This window comes from Chryseobacterium sp. SIMBA_029, from assembly GCF_046535275.1.
In the GTDB taxonomy this organism is placed as follows: domain Bacteria; phylum Bacteroidota; class Bacteroidia; order Flavobacteriales; family Weeksellaceae; genus Chryseobacterium.
Map to the genome: position 1 here is coordinate 104,474 of NZ_JAWRXA010000008.1, position 18,568 is coordinate 123,041.

The 18,568-nt window shown below is 37.5% G+C and carries 16 protein-coding genes; 8 read left to right on the plus strand and 8 right to left on the minus strand.

All coding sequences use genetic code 11. From position 1 onward, the window contains the following. Positions 1-53: 53 nt before the first annotated feature. The 3 genes from SB679_RS15565 to SB679_RS15575 are packed head-to-tail and all read left to right on the plus strand — an operon-like array spanning position 54 to position 2,442. A complete protein-coding gene (locus tag SB679_RS15565) occupies positions 54-290 on the plus strand; it encodes a hypothetical protein (protein WP_410703202.1) in 237 nt (78 codons plus the stop codon). A 9-nt stretch (positions 291-299) separates the two neighbouring features. Next, positions 300-1,769: a M20/M25/M40 family metallo-hydrolase gene (locus SB679_RS15570; RefSeq protein WP_410703203.1), complete on the plus strand. Its 1,470-nt coding sequence runs from the start codon at positions 300-302 to the stop codon at positions 1,767-1,769. 58 nt (positions 1,770-1,827) lie between these two features. Next, the gene (locus tag SB679_RS15575; RefSeq protein WP_410703204.1) at positions 1,828-2,442 is read left to right on the plus strand and encodes a hypothetical protein; all 615 of its coding nucleotides are present in this window, start codon (positions 1,828-1,830) and stop codon (positions 2,440-2,442) included. Between the two features lie 196 nt (positions 2,443-2,638). On the opposite strand, the gene ilvA is transcribed toward SB679_RS15575, so the two are convergent. From ilvA to SB679_RS15615, 8 genes are all read right to left on the minus strand, one after another. Continuing rightward, entirely contained in the window at positions 2,639-3,898 is a 1,260-nt protein-coding gene (ilvA, locus tag SB679_RS15580) for a threonine ammonia-lyase IlvA (RefSeq protein ID WP_410703205.1), read from the minus strand. A 6-nt stretch (positions 3,899-3,904) separates the two neighbouring features. Next, positions 3,905-4,951 (minus strand): ketol-acid reductoisomerase, encoded by a 1,047-nt coding sequence (gene ilvC / locus SB679_RS15585; RefSeq protein ID WP_034710928.1) that lies wholly within the window; start codon positions 4,949-4,951, stop codon positions 3,905-3,907. 26 nt (positions 4,952-4,977) lie between these two features. Continuing rightward, the gene (gene ilvN, locus SB679_RS15590; RefSeq protein ID WP_410703206.1) at positions 4,978-5,265 is read right to left on the minus strand and encodes an acetolactate synthase small subunit; all 288 of its coding nucleotides are present in this window, start codon (positions 5,263-5,265) and stop codon (positions 4,978-4,980) included. 5 nt (positions 5,266-5,270) lie between these two features. After that, positions 5,271-7,016 (minus strand): biosynthetic-type acetolactate synthase large subunit, encoded by a 1,746-nt coding sequence (ilvB, locus tag SB679_RS15595; RefSeq protein ID WP_410703207.1) that lies wholly within the window; start codon positions 7,014-7,016, stop codon positions 5,271-5,273. A gap of 11 nt (positions 7,017-7,027) precedes the next feature. Beyond that, entirely contained in the window at positions 7,028-8,704 is a 1,677-nt protein-coding gene (ilvD, locus tag SB679_RS15600) for a dihydroxy-acid dehydratase (RefSeq protein WP_410703208.1), read from the minus strand. 203 nt (positions 8,705-8,907) lie between these two features. Continuing rightward, positions 8,908-9,789: a branched-chain-amino-acid transaminase gene (ilvE, locus tag SB679_RS15605; protein ID WP_410703209.1), complete on the minus strand. Its 882-nt coding sequence runs from the start codon at positions 9,787-9,789 to the stop codon at positions 8,908-8,910. A 638-nt stretch (positions 9,790-10,427) separates the two neighbouring features. Beyond that, the gene (folP, locus tag SB679_RS15610; RefSeq protein WP_410703364.1) at positions 10,428-11,189 is read right to left on the minus strand and encodes a dihydropteroate synthase; all 762 of its coding nucleotides are present in this window, start codon (positions 11,187-11,189) and stop codon (positions 10,428-10,430) included. 311 nt (positions 11,190-11,500) lie between these two features. Next, on the minus strand, positions 11,501-13,522 hold the full coding sequence (locus SB679_RS15615) for a hypothetical protein (RefSeq protein WP_410703210.1): 2,022 nt from the start codon (positions 13,520-13,522) through the stop codon (positions 11,501-11,503). 280 nt (positions 13,523-13,802) lie between these two features. On the opposite strand from SB679_RS15615, the gene SB679_RS15620 reads away from it, so the two are divergent. From SB679_RS15620 to SB679_RS15640, 5 genes are all read left to right on the plus strand, one after another. Continuing rightward, the gene (locus SB679_RS15620) at positions 13,803-14,369 is read left to right on the plus strand and encodes a DUF1599 domain-containing protein (protein WP_410703211.1); all 567 of its coding nucleotides are present in this window, start codon (positions 13,803-13,805) and stop codon (positions 14,367-14,369) included. A gap of 1 nt (position 14,370) precedes the next feature. After that, positions 14,371-15,483, plus strand: coding sequence for a BT_3928 family protein (locus tag SB679_RS15625; protein WP_410703212.1), 1,113 nt, complete (start codon positions 14,371-14,373; stop codon positions 15,481-15,483). Between the two features lie 124 nt (positions 15,484-15,607). Continuing rightward, positions 15,608-15,958, plus strand: a complete 351-nt coding sequence (locus SB679_RS15630; protein WP_034710850.1) for a hypothetical protein — start codon at positions 15,608-15,610, stop codon at positions 15,956-15,958. 35 nt (positions 15,959-15,993) lie between these two features. Continuing rightward, the gene (locus SB679_RS15635; protein WP_410703213.1) at positions 15,994-18,120 is read left to right on the plus strand and encodes a S9 family peptidase; all 2,127 of its coding nucleotides are present in this window, start codon (positions 15,994-15,996) and stop codon (positions 18,118-18,120) included. A gap of 35 nt (positions 18,121-18,155) precedes the next feature. Further along, the gene (locus SB679_RS15640) at positions 18,156-18,533 is read left to right on the plus strand and encodes a GxxExxY protein (RefSeq protein WP_410703214.1); all 378 of its coding nucleotides are present in this window, start codon (positions 18,156-18,158) and stop codon (positions 18,531-18,533) included. The last annotated feature ends 35 nt before the right edge of the window (positions 18,534-18,568 follow it).

The window sequence follows — 18,568 nt, forward strand, 5'->3', positions numbered from 1 at the left end:
AATTACAACTGACTTAACATATATTTCAATCAATCCATACCATTCAAAAGAACATGAAAACAATACAGATACAAGCAGAACAGTTTTTTGAATTATTAAAATTAAAAAATACTTCAATGTGGGCTATTTTCTCACAGATGATCGACGGAAGCGAAAAGGAAATTGTTTTCACAGATCATGAAGAGAAGATCCTTTTCAGCTATATCCTGCCTTCCAATCAGGAAAAACTGGAAGAGGACCGGAAAGAATTCTCCAAACAGTTTTCAGACAAATTGGCTAACTTCAATTAAAAAATAACGATGAACAGAAATTATCTATTTTCTATATTGAGCCTGCTTGTTTTCGGCTTTGGCAACGCTCAAAACTATAAAAAACCACTGGTTTCCGCTATTAAAGAAGCTGATCTCAAAAAAGATATGTATGAAATGGCTGCCGATCAGTTTTGGGGCCGTGAAGCGGGAACATTAGATGAGCTCAAAGCCTCGATGTGGCTTGCTGATAAAGCTAAGGACGCAGGAATGAAGCCTGCAGGCGATAACGGAACATTCTTTCAGTTTTTTGACATGTACAGACATCAGGTAACACCGCAAAGTACCTTAAAAATTAATGGAAACAGCCTGAAATTATGGAAAGACTATCTTGTTGCCGAACCTGTAAATGCCAGTATTGATGCTGAAGTAATGTATGCAGGAACAACAGAACCTGAAGATCTTTCCAAACTGAATATTAAAGGAAAAATTCTGGCGATCAATGCATCGGATAAAAATATCAGCAAAGAAATGACGCTTTTTATAAGAAGATATCCGGGTTTTATAAGAACAAAATATTATGCTAAAGCTTTTGAACTGGGAGCGAAAGCCATTATTTTCGTGACGGATGATATTTCTGATCAAAGCTGGGTAGAAGTGCTTCCACAGATGACAAGAGGTTCTTATGGTGTGGAAGGTCTCCGTGAAAAAATCACCAACAATATTCCTGTTGTATGGATCAAAAAGGAAAATGCAGACTGGGTTAAAAATAATCCAAAAATATCGCTAAACCTCATCACAGAAACCTACAAATATCCATCCGTAAACATCATTGGAAAAATTGAAGGGACTGATCCTTCTTTAAAAAGTGAATATGTCTTGCTTAGCGGACATCAGGACCACGACGGAATCAGGCATCCTGTAAAAAACGACACGATCTACAATGGAGCTGATGATAATGCTAGCACCTGTGTTGCCATGCTGGCCATGGCAAGAGCATATAAAAAACAGCCGGGAAAGAGAAGTATTTTATTTGTTTTTCATGGAGCAGAAGAGAGAGGACTGCTAGGTTCCCGATGGCATGCTGCCCATCCTGTTGTTCCGAAAGAAAAGATCGTAGCTGTCCTAAATGGGGATATGATCGGCAGAAATGACAATAATGAAGCGGCTTTACTGGGTGGAAATGCTCCTCACAAAAACTCTGATGAATTGGTGAAAATGGCAGAAGATGCCAATAATGAAAGTACAAAATTCAAGTACCTGAAAGATTGGGATTCTCCGAGCCATGCTGAATATTTCTATTTCAGGAGCGATCATCTTCCGTACGCAAAGATTGGAATTCCTGCTATATTTTTCACCAGTGTGCTTCACGATCAATACCATACTCCACAGGATGAATCTGAAAATATCAATTATAAAAAGCTGTATAAAATGACGGAATGGATGTACAGAACTTCCTGGAAAGTAGCCAACGAGCCTGAACGTCCAAAAGTTCTTTCGAATTTTTCTCTTGAACGATAAAAACTGAGCTAAGCTCTATTTCTGTTAATGATTATTGCTCAGTAAATAGATATGAAAAATGACCACAAACACTCAAAAATTAAAAAAATTATTACCACTTTTCATCATACAATTTTTCACTTGGCTCGGGCTTTTTTCAATGTGGATTTACAGCGTTCCCGTTGTAGCAAAATATGTTTTTAAAGTGGCGAATAATGAGCAGAATTTCGAAAATGCCACTTTTTGGGTCGGGATTTATTTTTCGCTTTACAGCATTTTAGGAACTTCAATTGCCTTTCTTTTGCATCGCTATATTAAAAAATACAATGCTTATTTATTACATTCAATCGCACTATTAATAGGAAGTTTCGGTTTGATTTCGATTTATTTTTTTGCATCGCCAATTGCTTTACTTCTTTCGTTTGGATTGATTGGCGTTGGCTGGAGTAGTATTAGTACAATTCCATATTTAATGGTAGAAAAAATTTCCAAGGATGAAGAAGACGCCGATAAATATTATACAATTTTTAATTTTTCTACGGTAATTCCGCAAGTTGTAGCGGCATTTTTATTGGCATTTCTAACTAGAAATTATTTCTCCGGAGAAACCAATAAAACCATTTTTTTGGGGGGAATTTTTATGCTGATTGCCGCAGGAATTTGTTTTGGGATTTTTTTAAAAAAGAAAAATTAATTTTTTCCTCTTTATTAATATCCTTGTCAAGGTTTAAAACCTTGACAAGGATATTTTCTGGAGACTTTGCATTAGGGTAGTGTATTATGATACAAAAGTTAATAAAACTATACTTCAGTTCTGCTTTCAGCTTTCAAATTGCAGCCTACAAACTTCCTTACATTATTAAAAAAGAAAGCCTTATCCCAAAATCAGGTTAAATAAGAATATTCATCAGTGAGGAATCTTCATTAAGATAATGGACAAAAAAATCATATTTTTTCATATTACTTAATAAGGGCTGAAAGTCTTTTTGGTCTTTCAAGGCGATTCCTACGACAGCAATTCCTTTTTCTTTAGAGTTTTTCTTGGTATACTCAAAACTGGTGATGTCATCATTAGGTCCCAGAACATCAATCACAAAGGATTTCAGGGCACCGGGACGCTGTGGAAATCTTACCAGAAAATAATGTTTTAAGCCTGCGTATAAGAGCGCCTTTTCTTTGATCTCTTCCATTCTGGTAATATCATTATTACTTCCGCTGATGATGCAGACTACGTTTTTTCCTTTTATTTCGTCCTTATATTTTTCCAGAGCGGAAACAGAAAGTGCTCCCGCAGGTTCTACTACAATAGCATCTTTATTATACAGAGAAAGTATGGTTTCACAGATCATTCCTTCATCTACAGTTACTACATCATGCAATACATCTTTACAGATATTGAAGGTGATCTCCCCTACTTTCTGTACGGCAGCTCCGTCTACAAAGCGGTTTATTTTTTCCAGGTGAACAGGTTGTCCTCTTTCTATTGCCATCTTCATGCTGGCAGCTCCGGATGGTTCTGCCCCTATGATTTTTGTATTAGGAGAAAGCTTTTGAAAAACACTGCAAACTCCAGCTGCAAGACCTCCGCCTCCAATGGGTAGAAAAAGGTAATCAATAGGTTGATCTGCCTGTTCCAGTATTTCCAGGGCTACGGTTGCCTGTCCTTCTATAATGGCCGGATCATCAAACGGATGAATAAATACGCCATCATGATGCTCACAATATTGGAGTGCGGCTTCTTTCGCTTCATCAAAAGTATCTCCATAGAGTACAATTTCTACATAATCTCCGCCAAACATTTTTACCTGTCCAAGTTTCTGACTTGGGGTTGGCAGCGGCATGAAAATTATTCCTTTTGTCTTCATGGTACTGCATGCAAAGGCCACTCCCTGGGCATGGTTTCCTGCACTGGCGCAGACGACTCCTTTGGCAAGGCTTTCTTTAGATAAGGTGGCCATTTTATTATAGGCACCTCTTATCTTGTAAGATCTTACCCGTTGCAGGTCTTCTCTTTTAAAACTGATGTGGGCATCGTAAATACCCGACAGATTATTATTGACCGATAACGGTGTTCTGACACTTACATTTTGAAGTCGCTCAGCAGCTTTGTATATTGGATCTAAGGTGGACGGGCACGTTTCATTTTCCATCTTGCATTAATTATTTTCAGGTCTTAAGCTGCGTACCGTTTTCCCGGCCTGCCACATTTCACTTTCTCTAAGTTCTTTCAATTCTGCATCCAGTTTTTCTCTGTAATCCGGCTTGCTGTTGCTGTCAATGGATAGCTGAGCTTCTTTTCCGGCTGCTACACTTTCATATAATTCTTCAAATAAAGGCGAGGTTGCATCTCTAAATCTTTTCCACCAGTCTAGTGCTCCTCTTTGTGCGGTAGTACTGCAATTAGCATACATCCAGTCCATTCCGTTTTCGGCAACCAATGGCATCAGCGACTGCGTTAATTCTTCTACCGTTTCATTAAAGGCTTCTGACGGGCTGTGTCCTTTTTTTCTTAATACATCATATTGTGCAGCAAATATTCCCTGTACAGCACCCATTAAGGTTCCTCTTTCTCCTGTAAGATCACTGTATACTTCATTTTTAAAATCAGTTTCAAACAGGTAACCGCTTCCAATAGCAATTCCCAATGCGATGACACGGTCTCTTGCTTTTCCTGTAGCATCCTGGTATACGGCAAAACTGCTGTTCAATCCTCTATCCTGTAAAAACATTCTTCTTAACGAGGTTCCTGAACCTTTTGGCGCAACCAAAAATACATCTACATCAGCCGGAGGTACAATTCCTGTGCGTTCATTAAACGTAATTCCGAAGCCATGAGAAAAGTACAATGCTTTCCCCGGTGTTAAATGCTGTTTTACGGTAGGCCAGTATTCTATCTGGGCGGCATCACTCAACAGGTAGCAGATAATGGTTCCTCTTTTAAGGGCTTCTTCTATTTCAAATAATGTTTCTCCCGGAGTAAATCCATCAGCCACTGCCTTATCCCATGATGCAGAGTTTTTACGCTGTCCCACAATCACATTGATTCCGCTTTCTTTTTGGTTAAGTGCCTGCCCGGGACCCTGTATTCCGTATCCGATTACTGCTACCACTTCATTTTTTAATACTTCCTGAGCTTTTTCCAGGGGAAATTCCTGTCTTGTTACTACCGTTTCTTCTACTCCTCCGAAATTCAATTTTGCCATTTTTTTACTATTTAATGATTAATTTTTTAGTTTATATTGATATGTTGCGTCGCTCTTAAAAAAACATTCTGATGATGATGTACTTCCAGCACATCGATCTGTTTTTCAATCTGACGGGTCAGTTTTTCTACCGCTTCTTCAGTTTCTTTAATGACAATTACCATTTTTTTTATCCCCGAAGCTTCTGACGGTCCTACACTAAGGCTTATGATATTGATCCTCCTTCTGGAAAACAGGGTATTGATCCGGTTCGCCGACCCCAGATGACTTTCTATATAGGCGGTGATCATATATTCTTTTTGATCCGTATTCATGATTTCTACATTTTATTGTTGGTTAATACTATTTCAGAAACACTTCTTCCCTGCGGTACCATAGGGAAAACGTTGTATTCTTTCTCTACCATGATCTCCAAAAGGTAGGCTCCTTCCGTATTCAGCATTTGCTGTAATGATTCTTTTAAGTTGTCTCTGAGCACCACTTTTTCACCCGATATTCCATAAGCTTTAGCCAACTGGACAAAATCGGGACTCTGGATATCTACGAATGAGTATCTTTCATTATGGAATAATTCCTGCCACTGCCTTACCATGCCCAGAAAACAGTTATTAAGGATGATGATTTTTATATTGGGATGATACTGCATCACGGTACCCAATTCCTGTATATTCATCTGAGCACCTCCATCTCCCATAATGGCAATGATCTCCCGTCCTGTTTCCGCATAAGAAGCGCCTATTGCGGCAGGCAGACAAAATCCCATGGTTCCGAGTCCGCCACTGGTAATATTGCTTTTTGAATGGTTAAACTGAGCATACCGGCAGGCAACCATCTGGTGCTGGCCTACATCCGTCACAATCACAGCATTTCCCTGAGTGAGTTCGTTCAGATTTTTGATCACTTCACCCATGGTGATTTCTCCTTCAGAAGGATTCAGCTCATGATTGATTAAATTAACCTGTTCTATTTCCCGGCAGTCCCTGAACTTCTGATGCCAGGCATTATGCTGTTTAGGTTCAAGCAAAGCAGTAAGTAAAGGCAGTGTTTCTTTACAGTTTCCGATAATGGGAACTGTTACTTTTACATTCTTATTGATTTCCGCTTTATCAATATCAAGATGGATAATTTTTGCCTGCACTGCATATTCATCGAGTTTTCCGGTTACCCGGTCGTCAAAACGCATTCCTACCGCAATCAGAACATCGCATTCATTCGTCAGGAGATTGGGACCGTAATTGCCGTGCATTCCTACCATTCCTACAGCCTGCGGATGATCGGTAGGAATAGCACTCATTCCCATAATCGTCCAGGCGGTCGGGATTCCTGATTTTTCAATACACTCCAAAAATTCTTTTTCTGCCTTTCCAAGAATTACTCCCTGACCTACGATGACAAAAGGACGCTCTGCATTGTTGATTAATTCTGCAGCCTGTTCAATGAATTCATTCCTGATTTCCGGGTCCGGCTGATAGCTTCTGAGAAATTTACAAGGAGTATATCCCTGATATAAAACTTTCTGAAGCTGGGCATTTTTCGTAATATCGATTACCACGGGTCCAGGTCTTCCGGATCTGGCAATATAAAAAGCTTTGGAAATCACTTCAGAAAGATCATCCGCATCAGCTACCTGATAATTCCATTTGGTAACAGGGGTGGTAATATTCATGACATCGATTTCCTGAAAGGCATCGGTTCCTAATAAATGAGCATACACCTGCCCTGTAATACACACCAGTGGTGTACTGTCCAGTAATGCATCGGCCAGCCCTGTAACAAGATTGGTTGCTCCCGGACCGCTGGTTGCCAGTACCACTCCTACTTTTCCGGATGCTCTGGCAAAACCCTGAGCTGCATGTACAGCACCCTGCTCGTGGCGTACCAGAACATGCTCCAACGTTTCTTTATAATCATAAAGCGCATCATAGATCGGGATAATGGCTCCTCCGGGATACCCGAATATTGTTTTTACCCCTTCCTGTAAAAATGCTTCAAGAATAACCTGGCTTCCGCTAAGTTCCGTTCCTATCAAACTGCTTTTATCTGAGGTGAAATTTTGACTGTTCATTGTACTTGATTTTATATTTCATCTGTTACACAGCCTTCTGCTGCTGAAGAAACGGTTAATGCATATTTGTACAGTAATCCTTTCGTAACTTTTAATGGAGGTTTTACCCAGCCCTGTTTCCTGATTTCAATTTCTGCATCAGAGACATTCAGTTGTATGGTATTGCTTACTGCATCGATTTCAATGAGGTCATCATCTTCTACAAAAGCGATTAGCCCGCCTTCCTGCGCTTCAGGAGTAATGTGTCCTACCACAAAACCATGGGTTCCACCGCTGAATCTGCCATCCGTAATCAATGCTACAGAGTTTCCAAAACCTGCTCCGATCAAAGCACTGGTGGGTTTCAGCATTTCCGGCATTCCGGGCGCGCCTTTTGGCCCTTCGTTACGGATAACGATGACATCGCCATGTTGTACTTTTCCGTTCCGTATGCCTTCAACCAGATTTTTCTCTCCATCAAATACTCTTGCTTTACCCAGAAATTTCTCTCCTTCTTTCCCCGTTATTTTAGCAACGCTGCCTTTCTCTGCAAGGTTTCCGTATAATATTCTGATATGCCCCGTTGCTTTTACAGGATTTGAAACAGTTCTTATTATTTTTTGTTTTGAAAAATCCAGCTCTGGTACGTTTTCTAAATTTTCAGCCAATGTTTTACCGGTAACCGTAAGGCAATCGCCATGAAGCAGACCTTCATTGAGAAGGTATTTCATGACCGCGGGGATTCCTCCGTGTTCATGAAGATCCTGCATCAGGTATTTTCCACTAGGTTTTAAATCGGCAAGCACGGGCGTTATATCACTCATTTTTTGGAAATCGTCCTGCGTTACCACCACATCAACACTTTTTGCCATGGCAATAAAATGCAGTACGGCATTGGTGCTTCCGCCCAGCACAATGATCATACGGAGTGCATTTTCAAAGGCTTTACGGGTCATGATATCAGAAGGTTTGATGTCTTTTTCCAGTAATTTTTTCAAATAACCGCCGGCTTCCAGACATTCATTTTGTTTTTCCAGACTTGTAGCAGGGTTTGAAGATGAGTAAGGCAGGCTCATTCCTAATGCTTCTATCGCTGAAGCCATGGTATTGGCAGTGTACATTCCCCCGCAGGCACCTGCTCCGGGACAAGAATTTTTGATCACGCCGTTGAAATCTTCTTCAGAAATTTCGCCTGCTATTTTTTGTCCTAATGCTTCAAAAGCTGAAACGATATTGAGCTGGTTTCCCTTATAACATCCTGGAGCAATTGTTCCGCCATAAACCATAATAGAAGGTCTGTTCAGTCGTCCCATCGCCATAATGGTTCCAGGCATATTTTTGTCACATCCAGGCAAAGCGATGATGCCGTCATAATATTGCGCTCCACAGATGGCCTCAATACTGTCCGCTATAACATCACGGCTTACCAATGAATAACGCATCCCGTCTGTTCCGTTGCTCATCCCGTCGCTTACCCCGATGGTATTAAAAACCAATCCGGCCAGGCCTTGTTCCCAAGTTCCTTTTTTTACGATCTGGGCCAAATCATTAAGGTGCATATTACAGGTATTCCCATCGTAGCCCATACTGGCAATTCCGACCTGGGCTTTCTGCATGTCTTCATCTGTAAATCCTATCCCATAAAGCATGGCTTTTGCGGCCGGCTGTTCAGTGTTTTGTGTGAATGTTTTTGAATATTTATTTAACATAGTATCCTGTATTTGCTGTTCTTATCATTTTCAGTGTGGGATTAAAAATTTCAATTGTTGGAATTTATCAATGAGGCTTTTTATTTAATTTCGAGCCAAAACTACAGCTTGTAATGCTCTTTTTATTTTCACTTTTATAAAAATTACAATATCCAACTGTTTAAAAAACCGATTTATTTATTTGACAATCAAATATTTAAGTATTAAATATTTACAACGACAGAACTCCTTACCAGTTTCAGATAAGCCTGCTGTACCTTTTCACTTGCAGTGTCTTTCCAGTTTTTGGTGAAGGGAACATCATCCAAAGAATCCAGCCCTACAATTTCAGCTGCTGTACCACAGAAAAAAGCGGCATCAGCCCCTCTCATTTCTTCAGGTTTAAAAAAGATTTCTTTAACGGGAATATTAAGTTCGCTGCATATTTCAAAAACGGTCTGTCTGGTAATTCCCGGCAGGATGCTTCCTTTTGCGGGAGTAAATAATGTTCCGTCTTTTTCATAGAATATATTAGCTCCTGAGCTTTCTGCGACGTTGCCGTATTCATCGAGTAAAAGGGCTTCATCATAGCCTTTGTCTTTGGCATCCTGGCAGGCGAGAATAGAATTGACGTAATGTCCGCCTACTTTGGCTTCGACTTTAAAAGCATTAGGATTGGGGCGTTGAAAACCAGAAGTCATGATCTTCATTTTATCTGCCAGATATCCGTTGCTCCATTCCCAGGCGAGCAGCGACAGGTAGGATTCTTTTCCTTTTGAAAGGGACATATTGGGAGAACAGGTAACCAATGGGCGGATATAGGCATCGGTGAATCCGTTACGCTCCAAAAGCTCATAGGTAAGGTCTGTCAATTCACTCACTGAATAATCAAAAGGGATATACATCAGCTCTGCCGATCTTTTCAGCCTTTCATAATGTTCTTTTGCTTTAAAGATTCTGGTCCTGCGATCAGTGCTGTAAGATTTTATGCCTTCAAAAACAGAGTAGCCATAATGAAGTGACTGTCCGTAAAGATCCATTCCGGCATCTTTTGCTTTTACAAAATTTCCTTTAAAATAAATAAGGGTTTCGTTGTCGTAATACATTTTTTATACAGTTTAAAATTCATTGAAATAAAAAAGCCCTCTCACAATGTGAGAGGGCTTAGAATATATACATGCAATATCTTTCCGTCTCACAGTCGTAAGGGAATAATAATGACGATAATAATGATTGCTAATAAGTACATAGTTTCTGAAATAAAAAAAGCCGCTTCAATATGAAACGGCTTTATATAATGTAAAATAATTTTATTGTTATACTACCGCTCTTTACTATTGAATGACAATAGTATTAATAATAGAAATGACAATAATATTTTTCTGATTCGTAAAATTCATGGTGTAAAGGTATTAATTTTTCAATACTAAGCAATATTTTTTACCTTTTTTTTGATTTTTAATTTTTTCCAAGCAAAAAAACATTGGAAATTTACAGATTATGAAATTTCCGGAAAACCCTATCCAGAAAGAGAATTTACAATATCATGAGTCATATTTTCCAGCACTCTTTTAATTTCTGTTTATTATATACAATTTTACATGTATTGTCATTCCGACGAAGGAGAAATCTCGTTTATAGATTAGATTCTTCATTTCACTTCGTTACATTCTGAATGACAGGAGAAATAAGCAGCACTGTACAGTCTGGTGTAAAATTGTATATCCTTACCTAATGTTTTTTCTCAAGAAAATTCCATCATCGTTTTCTTTGCTTCGGCAACATCGTGAACCCTCAAAATTTTTGCACCCTGTTCCAATACTGTTCTATGAAGTTTTTGGGTTTCTTCATTGATATCCAAAGGAGATTTACCGAGAGGTCTATAGATGAATGATTTCCTGGAAATCCCTATCAGCAAAGGAAATCTACCAAATCCCAAGTATTCTACTTCATGGATCATTTTCATCTGATCTTCCATCGTTTTTCCAAAACCAAATCCCGGATCAAGAATAATATCTTTCACACCTTTCTCCAGCAACAATACCGTTTTCTCAGAAAAATAACGGTTCACTTCCAATGTAATATCTTCAAAGGTAGTTTTATCATGCATCGTTTTGTATGACGGATTAACATGCATCAGAATGTAGGGAAGTCCGGTTTCCGCTGCTGTATCAAACATCGCGGGATCATATTGCCCTCCTGAAATATCATTGATCATATCTATTCCTTCATTGAAACCAAATTGTACGGTTTCAGCATAAAAAGTATCCAGTGAAAGTAATGCCTCAGGGAATTCTTTTTTAATTTGAGAAAGTAAGCTTCCGATTCTCCTTATTTCTTCTCCACTCGTTAAAAATTCAGCATTGGGACGGGTAGATTGCGGACCGATGTCAATGATTTCGGCGCCGTCTTTCAGCATTTTTTCGGTGTGTTCTAATGCGGATTTTTCATTATTAAATGTGCCACCATCTGAAAAAGAATCCGGAGTAAGATTCAGGATTCCCATGATCTTTGGAGCACTTAAATCAACCAATCTTCCGTTACAGTTGATGGAGTGAAAAGGTTTGTGAATTAAAGGAGTTGAAAGCATACAACTTTGTATTAAGGATGATAGGTGGTTTGGTATACTGCAAAATTAGGGAGTTAATGTGTAATTTTCACTGAATATTTTACAAAAAATAATAGAATAAAAATATATCTTAATTTGTATACATATAGCCGGTACTCATTCAACACTATAAAAAGATTGAAAAGATACCGGCAATGAGAAGCTTATATTTTTTTGACTAAATACCAGCTATCAATGTATGAAAATATCTAATCAAAATAAGTCTCAGAGTTGTTATATGTACTTACTTTTCCTACTGCTTCAGGCATTAAAAGAATGTAGCCTGCTGCAGGAGTATTGGTTTTAATAGACAGCATATTTTGGTTTATAATTCCCGAAATCAGTCTATCACTATTATTTGAAACCATAATAATGGGTTCAGAATCTGAAGTTTGTAAAATACAGTTGTTAATTGTAAAAAACTGGGCATTATCGATATAAATACCTTGACGCGATTTTACATTATCTACGAATATATTGTACGCATTTATATGAGTTCTTCCAATATCTCCTCCCGAAATATGAACTTTAGACCCTACTGTAGTATTAGGAAGGCTTAATACTCCATTAATATTTGAGTTTTTGATAGCAATATCTGAAATATTACTGCTATAGAAAAAATCCGACATAATCGTAGAATTTTCTAAAATCAGTTGTTTATAATCGACGATGGTGTTAAAAGAATAAAAAGAAGATTCTTTAATTGAAATCTTATTAAATTGAGTGGAAATCGGAAATTGACATTCGATTTTAGAAGTTGGGGCATCAATTTTTGACAGATTAACCTCACCCGTTCCCCAAAATAACAGATTACCTTTTTCAATGATTCCTCCATTAAGGACCAGTTTACTTTTTAAGGGATATTCATTTTTAGCGAATTCCATAATACCATGAAATACAGCCTGATCCAGAAAAGCACCATCCATATAAAGATTATTTACAGTCACTGTACGATCATTACTATAACTTGCTCTTATCCCTTTTTTCAACAATATTGTATTTTTATTTGTTTTAATCTTCAGATTATCAATATACAATTCGGTATTAAAAGTTTCAAGAGCTGAGCTGTCAAAAGCAAGGTCTCTACTTCCTCTTTCACTGATATCGATATCCAGGTTGCTGATATAGGCATCACCGGTAGCTTCAAACCACATGGCTCCACTGGGATTGTTAGATTCAAATTTCTCAGAATCATTAGATATATAGATGTTGTTACCAAAGAATTTAGTATTTCTGTCAGAACAAACAGCAGAAGCGCCATAATTTACCACTTGAATATTTTCTACATAAAACTCACCAAAAGATACGATAGCTCCATATCCCCATTGTATCATTCCCTCAGAATCAGCTCTGTTTCTTAGAACGAACTGTAAATCTGAATTCAATTTTTCCAAAATTTCATCTGCTAAATAACCACAATCTTTTGTTGTTATATTTTTAACAGACGTTTTACCAGACTGATTTTCACCATTATCAAACGAGTGATACACATGAAAGGGTTTCATTGAAATATTTTCAAAATGACTATCCTCAATAGTAACATTTCCATGAGAATTAAAAGTAACGGCTGACATAGCGTGAATATTGACAGCTCGTAAATTTTTTATACTGGCATTTGATTCTCTATCACCTTGTATGAATAAAAAGACATCATCTAAACTTGGTATGATTGATGGTACAGAAGCATCTCCTGCCCATTGGATCCATTTTTCAATATTTCCGTTTTGATTTTTGTAAGTACCTCTTCCCCCATCAAGAAAAATATTTTCAAATACTATATTTTTTTTGACATTAAGTTTCCATCCACAATCTGACTCATAATTATCGTTTAGCCGAAAATTAAAGTTGATAAAATTAAAATAATCAACTTCCTGAGTAATTTTGCTAAGTAAATGATAAGTCAGACCATTGCCATCAATGGTATATCCCATAGATGATATGGTCATCATTTTAGAGATCGCAGGGCTATCATCGTCAATACCGTTGCAGAAAGGATTAAAAACCCTCGCATTCAATACTTTAGAGTTTTCCATTACTCTCTGGTAGAAAAAAGCTCCTTTTTTCCTGTAAATAATCTGATCCAAATTAGCATCCGTTATTGGTGATCCATTCTCCCAAACTGATGTCTTTTTAAAATTAACATTTTCGTTTGAAAAACTGTCTACTAATACTACTACATCATCTGTTGGATAGCTGCTTCCCGGAGAGAAAAAATCTTCAGTGTAAATCATAATTTTGTTTTTTGGTTGTTATTATCAATTCTTTGTAAGAGATTGTAGAGCAAAAATAGATCGGCATAGCGTCAAATCTTGACGTATTAAAATAATGTATTCATCATGAGAGGATCAATGTGAAATGTTTAACGATTAAAAACTATTATTTCCAGCCACTCTCTTCTTCAAGTTCTCCTACATTCAAACCTTATCGCTACACCTTTCAAGCTCAAAAATCTCCTTTCTAACTTCTGCTACCTGAAACCTAATTCGTATATTTGGAAGATTAAGAGAATTTATGCTAAAAACTTCATTACAGTTCGAAAAAGTTATTGGAGAGTGCCGTGCTCTTTTCAGCAAAAAAATGCAGGATTACGGTGCCGCCTGGAGAGTATTGAGACCGAGTTCCATCACCGATCAGATTTACATTAAAGTCAACAGAATCCGTACGTTACAGATGACCGATGTGAAAATGGTGGATGAAAGCGAAGAAGGTGAGTTTATCGCGATTGTGAACTACTCTATCATCGGACTTATTCAGCTTGAAAAAGGTCTTTCTAACGATTTCAACGAAAATAATGAAGAGATTTTACAACTCTATGATAAATATTCCAGTGAAGCCATGGCTTTAATGGAAAGAAAAAACCACGATTACGGTGAAGCGTGGAGAGATATGAGAATTTCTTCCATTACAGATCTTATTTATCAGAAAGTCTTAAGAACCAAGCAAATTGAAGACAACCAGGGCAAAACGATCGTTTCCGAAGGATTGGATGCTAATTATTTCGATATGCTGAATTATGCCGTTTTCTGCCTGATTAAATTCTCAGAAAAGGAAAACAATTTCGAACCCAAAACTATTTAATATGATCAAAGGTTTATTACGTTTTATTGTTGCTGTTATCTTTATTTTATCGGGATTTGTAAAAGCAGTGGATCTGGTAGGTTTTTCCTTTAAAATGGAAGAATACTTCTCGCCTGTTGTTTTTAATATGCCTTTTCTGGAGAAATTTGCACTGCTGTTTTCAGTCATTGTAGTAGTATTGGAACTTTTCCTTGGGTTTATGCTTTTACTGAAATTAAAACTGAAATTTACTCTATCAGCATTAGTTGCCCTTTGTATCTTCTTTGGATTCCTTACGTTCTATTCGGCGTATTATAATGTAGTGACAGATTGTGGATGTTTCGGGGATGCTATTAAGTTTACGCCATGGCAGAGCTTTATTAAAGATATCGTACTGTTAGCCGGGCTTTTACTTCTGTTCGTTCTGTATAGAAAAGAGTTTAAGAAAAAAGATGAATACAGTAACAGCACTCCAAAAGATACTTCAGCCAAGTTTAAATATGCTGTTTTGGGACTGTTCGCTGTAGTAATGATCTATATTATGGCACAGGGAATTATGCATGAGCCGATTATCGATTTCCGTGATTACAAAATAGGAACGGATATTAAAGCCGAAAAGGAAAAAATTAATAAAAACCCTTCTGAATACAAAACTTTTTACTCTTTAAAGAATCAAAAAACCGGACAAGTGTTAAAAGTTAATCAGGATGATTATATCAAAGAAACCAAATACTGGGCAGAAGGTTCTCCCTGGAAAATTGAAGAGGGGAAAAACGAATCTGTTTTAGTAAAAGAAGGCTATAAATCTGAGATCGTTAAATTTAAAATTGAAGATCCTACAGGACTTGAATTGACTGACGAAATTATCAAAGCCCCTAAATCTATTTTGGTGTTCTCTTATCATCCAAAAGAAGTTTCTGCAGAGATGCTTAAAGAGATTGAAGCTAAAGTAAATGCTCAGAAAGGTGCTCTTATCTATGGTGTTTCTACCGATCAGAATACCTTCAAAACGATCAAGAATGCAATGATGGACGGTACAGCCATCAAAACGGTTGCAAGAAGCAATCCATTTGTATTGATCCTGGAAAACGGGAAAATTGTAGACAAACAGCCTGCAAAAGATTACATTAAATAATAAAAGTGAATGGTCAATGGTGAATTGTGAATTTAAAACCGACCGCACCATCCACTATTCAACTATCAACTATCAACTATCAACTATCAACTATCAACTATCAACTATCAAATTTAATCATATAATGCAAAAATCAAATAAATCCATCGCCGGTTACCACTTGTTAATGATTCTTTCTTCTGTAGACGGAGAATTTGCTCCTGAAGAAGGAATGCTTGTTCAGCAATACCTGGCAGATGAGTTTCCTTTCAAGATGAATCTGGATGACGAACTTGAAACCATTGCCCTGCTTAAGCCGGAAGAATGGAATGCCCATTTTGAATTCCACGCCAATTGTTTTCATGATGATTCTACCGAGCAGGAACGTAAGAAATTCGCACAGTTTGCCAAGACGCTTATTAAAGCGGATAATAAAGTAACTGACGAGGAACATACGTACTACAAACACCTGAAAAACATCTGGAATCTGGAGTAATTAATTCTCCACCACACCAAAAACAAAATATAACCATGAAAAGATTTTATTTAGGATTACTAATAATGAGTGCTTCAACAATTCAATCACAACAATTTCCTGCCCTGAAAGCGCCTGTTGCCGACAAGCAGGAACATATCCGTGAAATACACGGCGATAAAGTCAATGATCCGTATTATTGGATGATTGATTATTTTAAAAAAGGGAAAGACTCAACGAAAGTTGTGAATTACCTGACGGCAGAAAATACCTACTGGGAAGGCATGATGAAAGATACAGAACCTTTCAGAGAAAAGATTTACCAGGAAATGAAAGCCAGAATCAAAGAAAAAGATGAATCTGTTCCCAGCTTCAAAAAAGGATATTATTACTATACCCGTACTGAAACCGGAAAACAGTATTTCAAATATTGCAGAAAGAAAGGAAACCTGAATGCTCCGGAGGAGATTTTACTGGATGTAGATCAGCTTGCAGAAGGCCATGCCTACTATTCGGCTGCAGGATTCAGCATCAGTCCGGACAACACAAAGCTTGTGTACGGAGTGGATGATGTTTCCAGAAGGCAGTATAAGTTATTTTTAAAGGATCTTACGACCGGGAAAACAACCGATCTGGGTATTAAAAACACCACAGGCTCTGCTACTTGGGCGAATGACAATAAAACGATCTTCTATACAGGGAAAAATGCGGAAACGCTTTTAACAGAGAAAATTTTCAGACATTCCCTGGGAACGGATGCCTCTAAGGACGTTTTGGTGTATGAAGAAAAAGACAAAACCAATTATATCGGAGTTGGAAAATCAAAGAATGAAAAATTCATTATGATTTATTCCGGTGCTACCACTTCTTCGGAGACAAGATATCTGAATGCAGACGATCCTAACGGAACATTCAAAGTATTCCAGCCGAGAATGAAGGATGTGTTGTATGATGTAACGCCTTTGGAAGATAAATTCCTGGTGACCACCAATAAGGATGCCCTTAACTTTAAAGTAGTAGAAACTCCTCTTGATAAAACCGGAGTTGAAAACTGGAAAGATTTCATTCCGCACAGAAAAGAAGTCTTAATGGAAGGGATCAGCGAGTTTAAAAATTATCTTGTTTTCAGCGAAAGACAAAACGGCCTTTCACAGTTGGTGATCTTTGACAGAAAAACAGGTAAAAAAGAATTTCTGAAGTTTGATGAACCCACTTATACGGTATCTGCATCAGGAAATCCTGAATACAATACTGATAATTTCCGTTTCGGATATACTTCCATGATCACGCCAAGCTCTCAGTTTGAGCAGGATCTGAAAACTGGAAAAAGAACATTACTGAAACAACAGGAAGTTTTAGGCGGCTACAATAAAGATAATTATACCACGGAAAGACTTTTCGCTACTGCAAAAGACGGAACAAAAATCCCGATTTCTATTGTGTATAAAAAAGGATATAAGAAGGATGGGAACAATCCATTGCTGTTGTACGCGTATGGTTCTTATGGAAATTCTATGGATGCGTCATTCAGCAGTACAAGGCTAAGTCTTCTGGACAGAGGTTTTGCCTTTGCAATTGCCCACATCCGTGGCGGTCAGGAAATGGGAAGACAGTGGTATGAAGATGGTAAAATGATGAAAAAGAAAAATACATTTACCGATTTTATTGATGCCGGAGAATATTTAGTAAAAGAAAAATACACGTCTCCAAAACACCTGTATGCACAGGGAGGAAGCGCAGGAGGTTTATTGATGGGTGCTATCGTCAATATGAAACCTACTCTATGGAATGGCGTTATTTCGCAGGTTCCTTTTGTAGATGTTGTGAATACGATGATGGATGAAACAATCCCATTAACCACCAACGAATATGACGAATGGGGAAATCCAAGCAACAAGGAAGCCTATTTCTATATGAAATCATACTCCCCGTATGAAAATGTAGAAAAGAAAAACTATCCTAACATGCTGGTAACAACTGGACTTCATGATTCTCAGGTACAGTATTTTGAACCTGCAAAATGGGTGGCAAAACTGAGGGATATGAAAACCGATCACAATGTATTATTATTAAAAACAGACATGGCGTATGGACATGGCGGTGCTTCAGGAAGATTCGACTACCTGAAGGATCTTGCTTTGGTGTATGCGTTTATGTTTAAATTAGAAGGAATAAGTAAATAATAGCTCGCAGATTAAGCAAATTTCGCAGATTTAATATGACGGAAAATGAAATTTCATATATTGTTCGTAAATGTATTTTTAATGTTTACAACCAATTAGGTCCCGGCTTATTAGAATCTGTATATCAAAAGATCTTATTATATGAATTAGAAGAAAATGGTTTAAATGTCAAGTCCGAAGTAGTACTTCCTGTTTATTATAACAACAAAAAATTTGACATTAATTTCAAAATTGATATTCTAGTAGAGGATAAAGTAATTTTAGAATTGAAATCTATAAAAGAGTTAGATAGCGTTCACTATAAACAGCTTTATACCTATTTAAAATTAGCTGATAAAAAGTTAGGCTTGCTGGTTAACTTCAACACATCTAATATACTGGATAGTATAAAAAGAGTGGTAAACCATTTATAAAAAATCTGCTTAATCAAAAAAATCTGCGAGAGATA

Bases quoted from the DNA above. Each gene is read 5' to 3' on its own strand.
- SB679_RS15620 (WP_410703211.1), top strand. From the start codon at position 13,803: ATGCTAAAAACTTCATTACAGTTCGAAAAAGTTATTGGAGAGTGCCGT.
- SB679_RS15640 (WP_410703214.1), top strand. From the start codon at position 18,156: ATGACGGAAAATGAAATTTCATATATTGTTCGTAAATGTATTTTTAAT.
- SB679_RS15625 (WP_410703212.1), top strand. From the start codon at position 14,371: ATGATCAAAGGTTTATTACGTTTTATTGTTGCTGTTATCTTTATTTTA.
- SB679_RS15565 (WP_410703202.1), top strand. From the start codon at position 54: ATGAAAACAATACAGATACAAGCAGAACAGTTTTTTGAATTATTAAAA.
- ilvB (WP_410703207.1), bottom strand. From the start codon at position 7,016: ATGAACAGTCAAAATTTCACCTCAGATAAAAGCAGTTTGATAGGAACG.
- ilvD (WP_410703208.1), bottom strand. From the start codon at position 8,704: ATGTTAAATAAATATTCAAAAACATTCACACAAAACACTGAACAGCCG.
- ilvN (WP_410703206.1), bottom strand. From the start codon at position 5,265: ATGAATACGGATCAAAAAGAATATATGATCACCGCCTATATAGAAAGT.
- SB679_RS15615 (WP_410703210.1), bottom strand. From the start codon at position 13,522: ATGATTTACACTGAAGATTTTTTCTCTCCGGGAAGCAGCTATCCAACA.
- SB679_RS15575 (WP_410703204.1), top strand. From the start codon at position 1,828: ATGACCACAAACACTCAAAAATTAAAAAAATTATTACCACTTTTCATC.
- SB679_RS15570 (WP_410703203.1), top strand. From the start codon at position 300: ATGAACAGAAATTATCTATTTTCTATATTGAGCCTGCTTGTTTTCGGC.
- folP (WP_410703364.1), bottom strand. From the start codon at position 11,189: ATGGGAATCCTGAATCTTACTCCGGATTCTTTTTCAGATGGTGGCACA.
- ilvE (WP_410703209.1), bottom strand. From the start codon at position 9,789: ATGTATTACGACAACGAAACCCTTATTTATTTTAAAGGAAATTTTGTA.
- SB679_RS15635 (WP_410703213.1), top strand. From the start codon at position 15,994: ATGAAAAGATTTTATTTAGGATTACTAATAATGAGTGCTTCAACAATT.
- ilvA (WP_410703205.1), bottom strand. From the start codon at position 3,898: ATGGAAAATGAAACGTGCCCGTCCACCTTAGATCCAATATACAAAGCT.
- SB679_RS15630 (WP_034710850.1), top strand. From the start codon at position 15,608: ATGCAAAAATCAAATAAATCCATCGCCGGTTACCACTTGTTAATGATT.
- ilvC (WP_034710928.1), bottom strand. From the start codon at position 4,951: ATGGCAAAATTGAATTTCGGAGGAGTAGAAGAAACGGTAGTAACAAGA.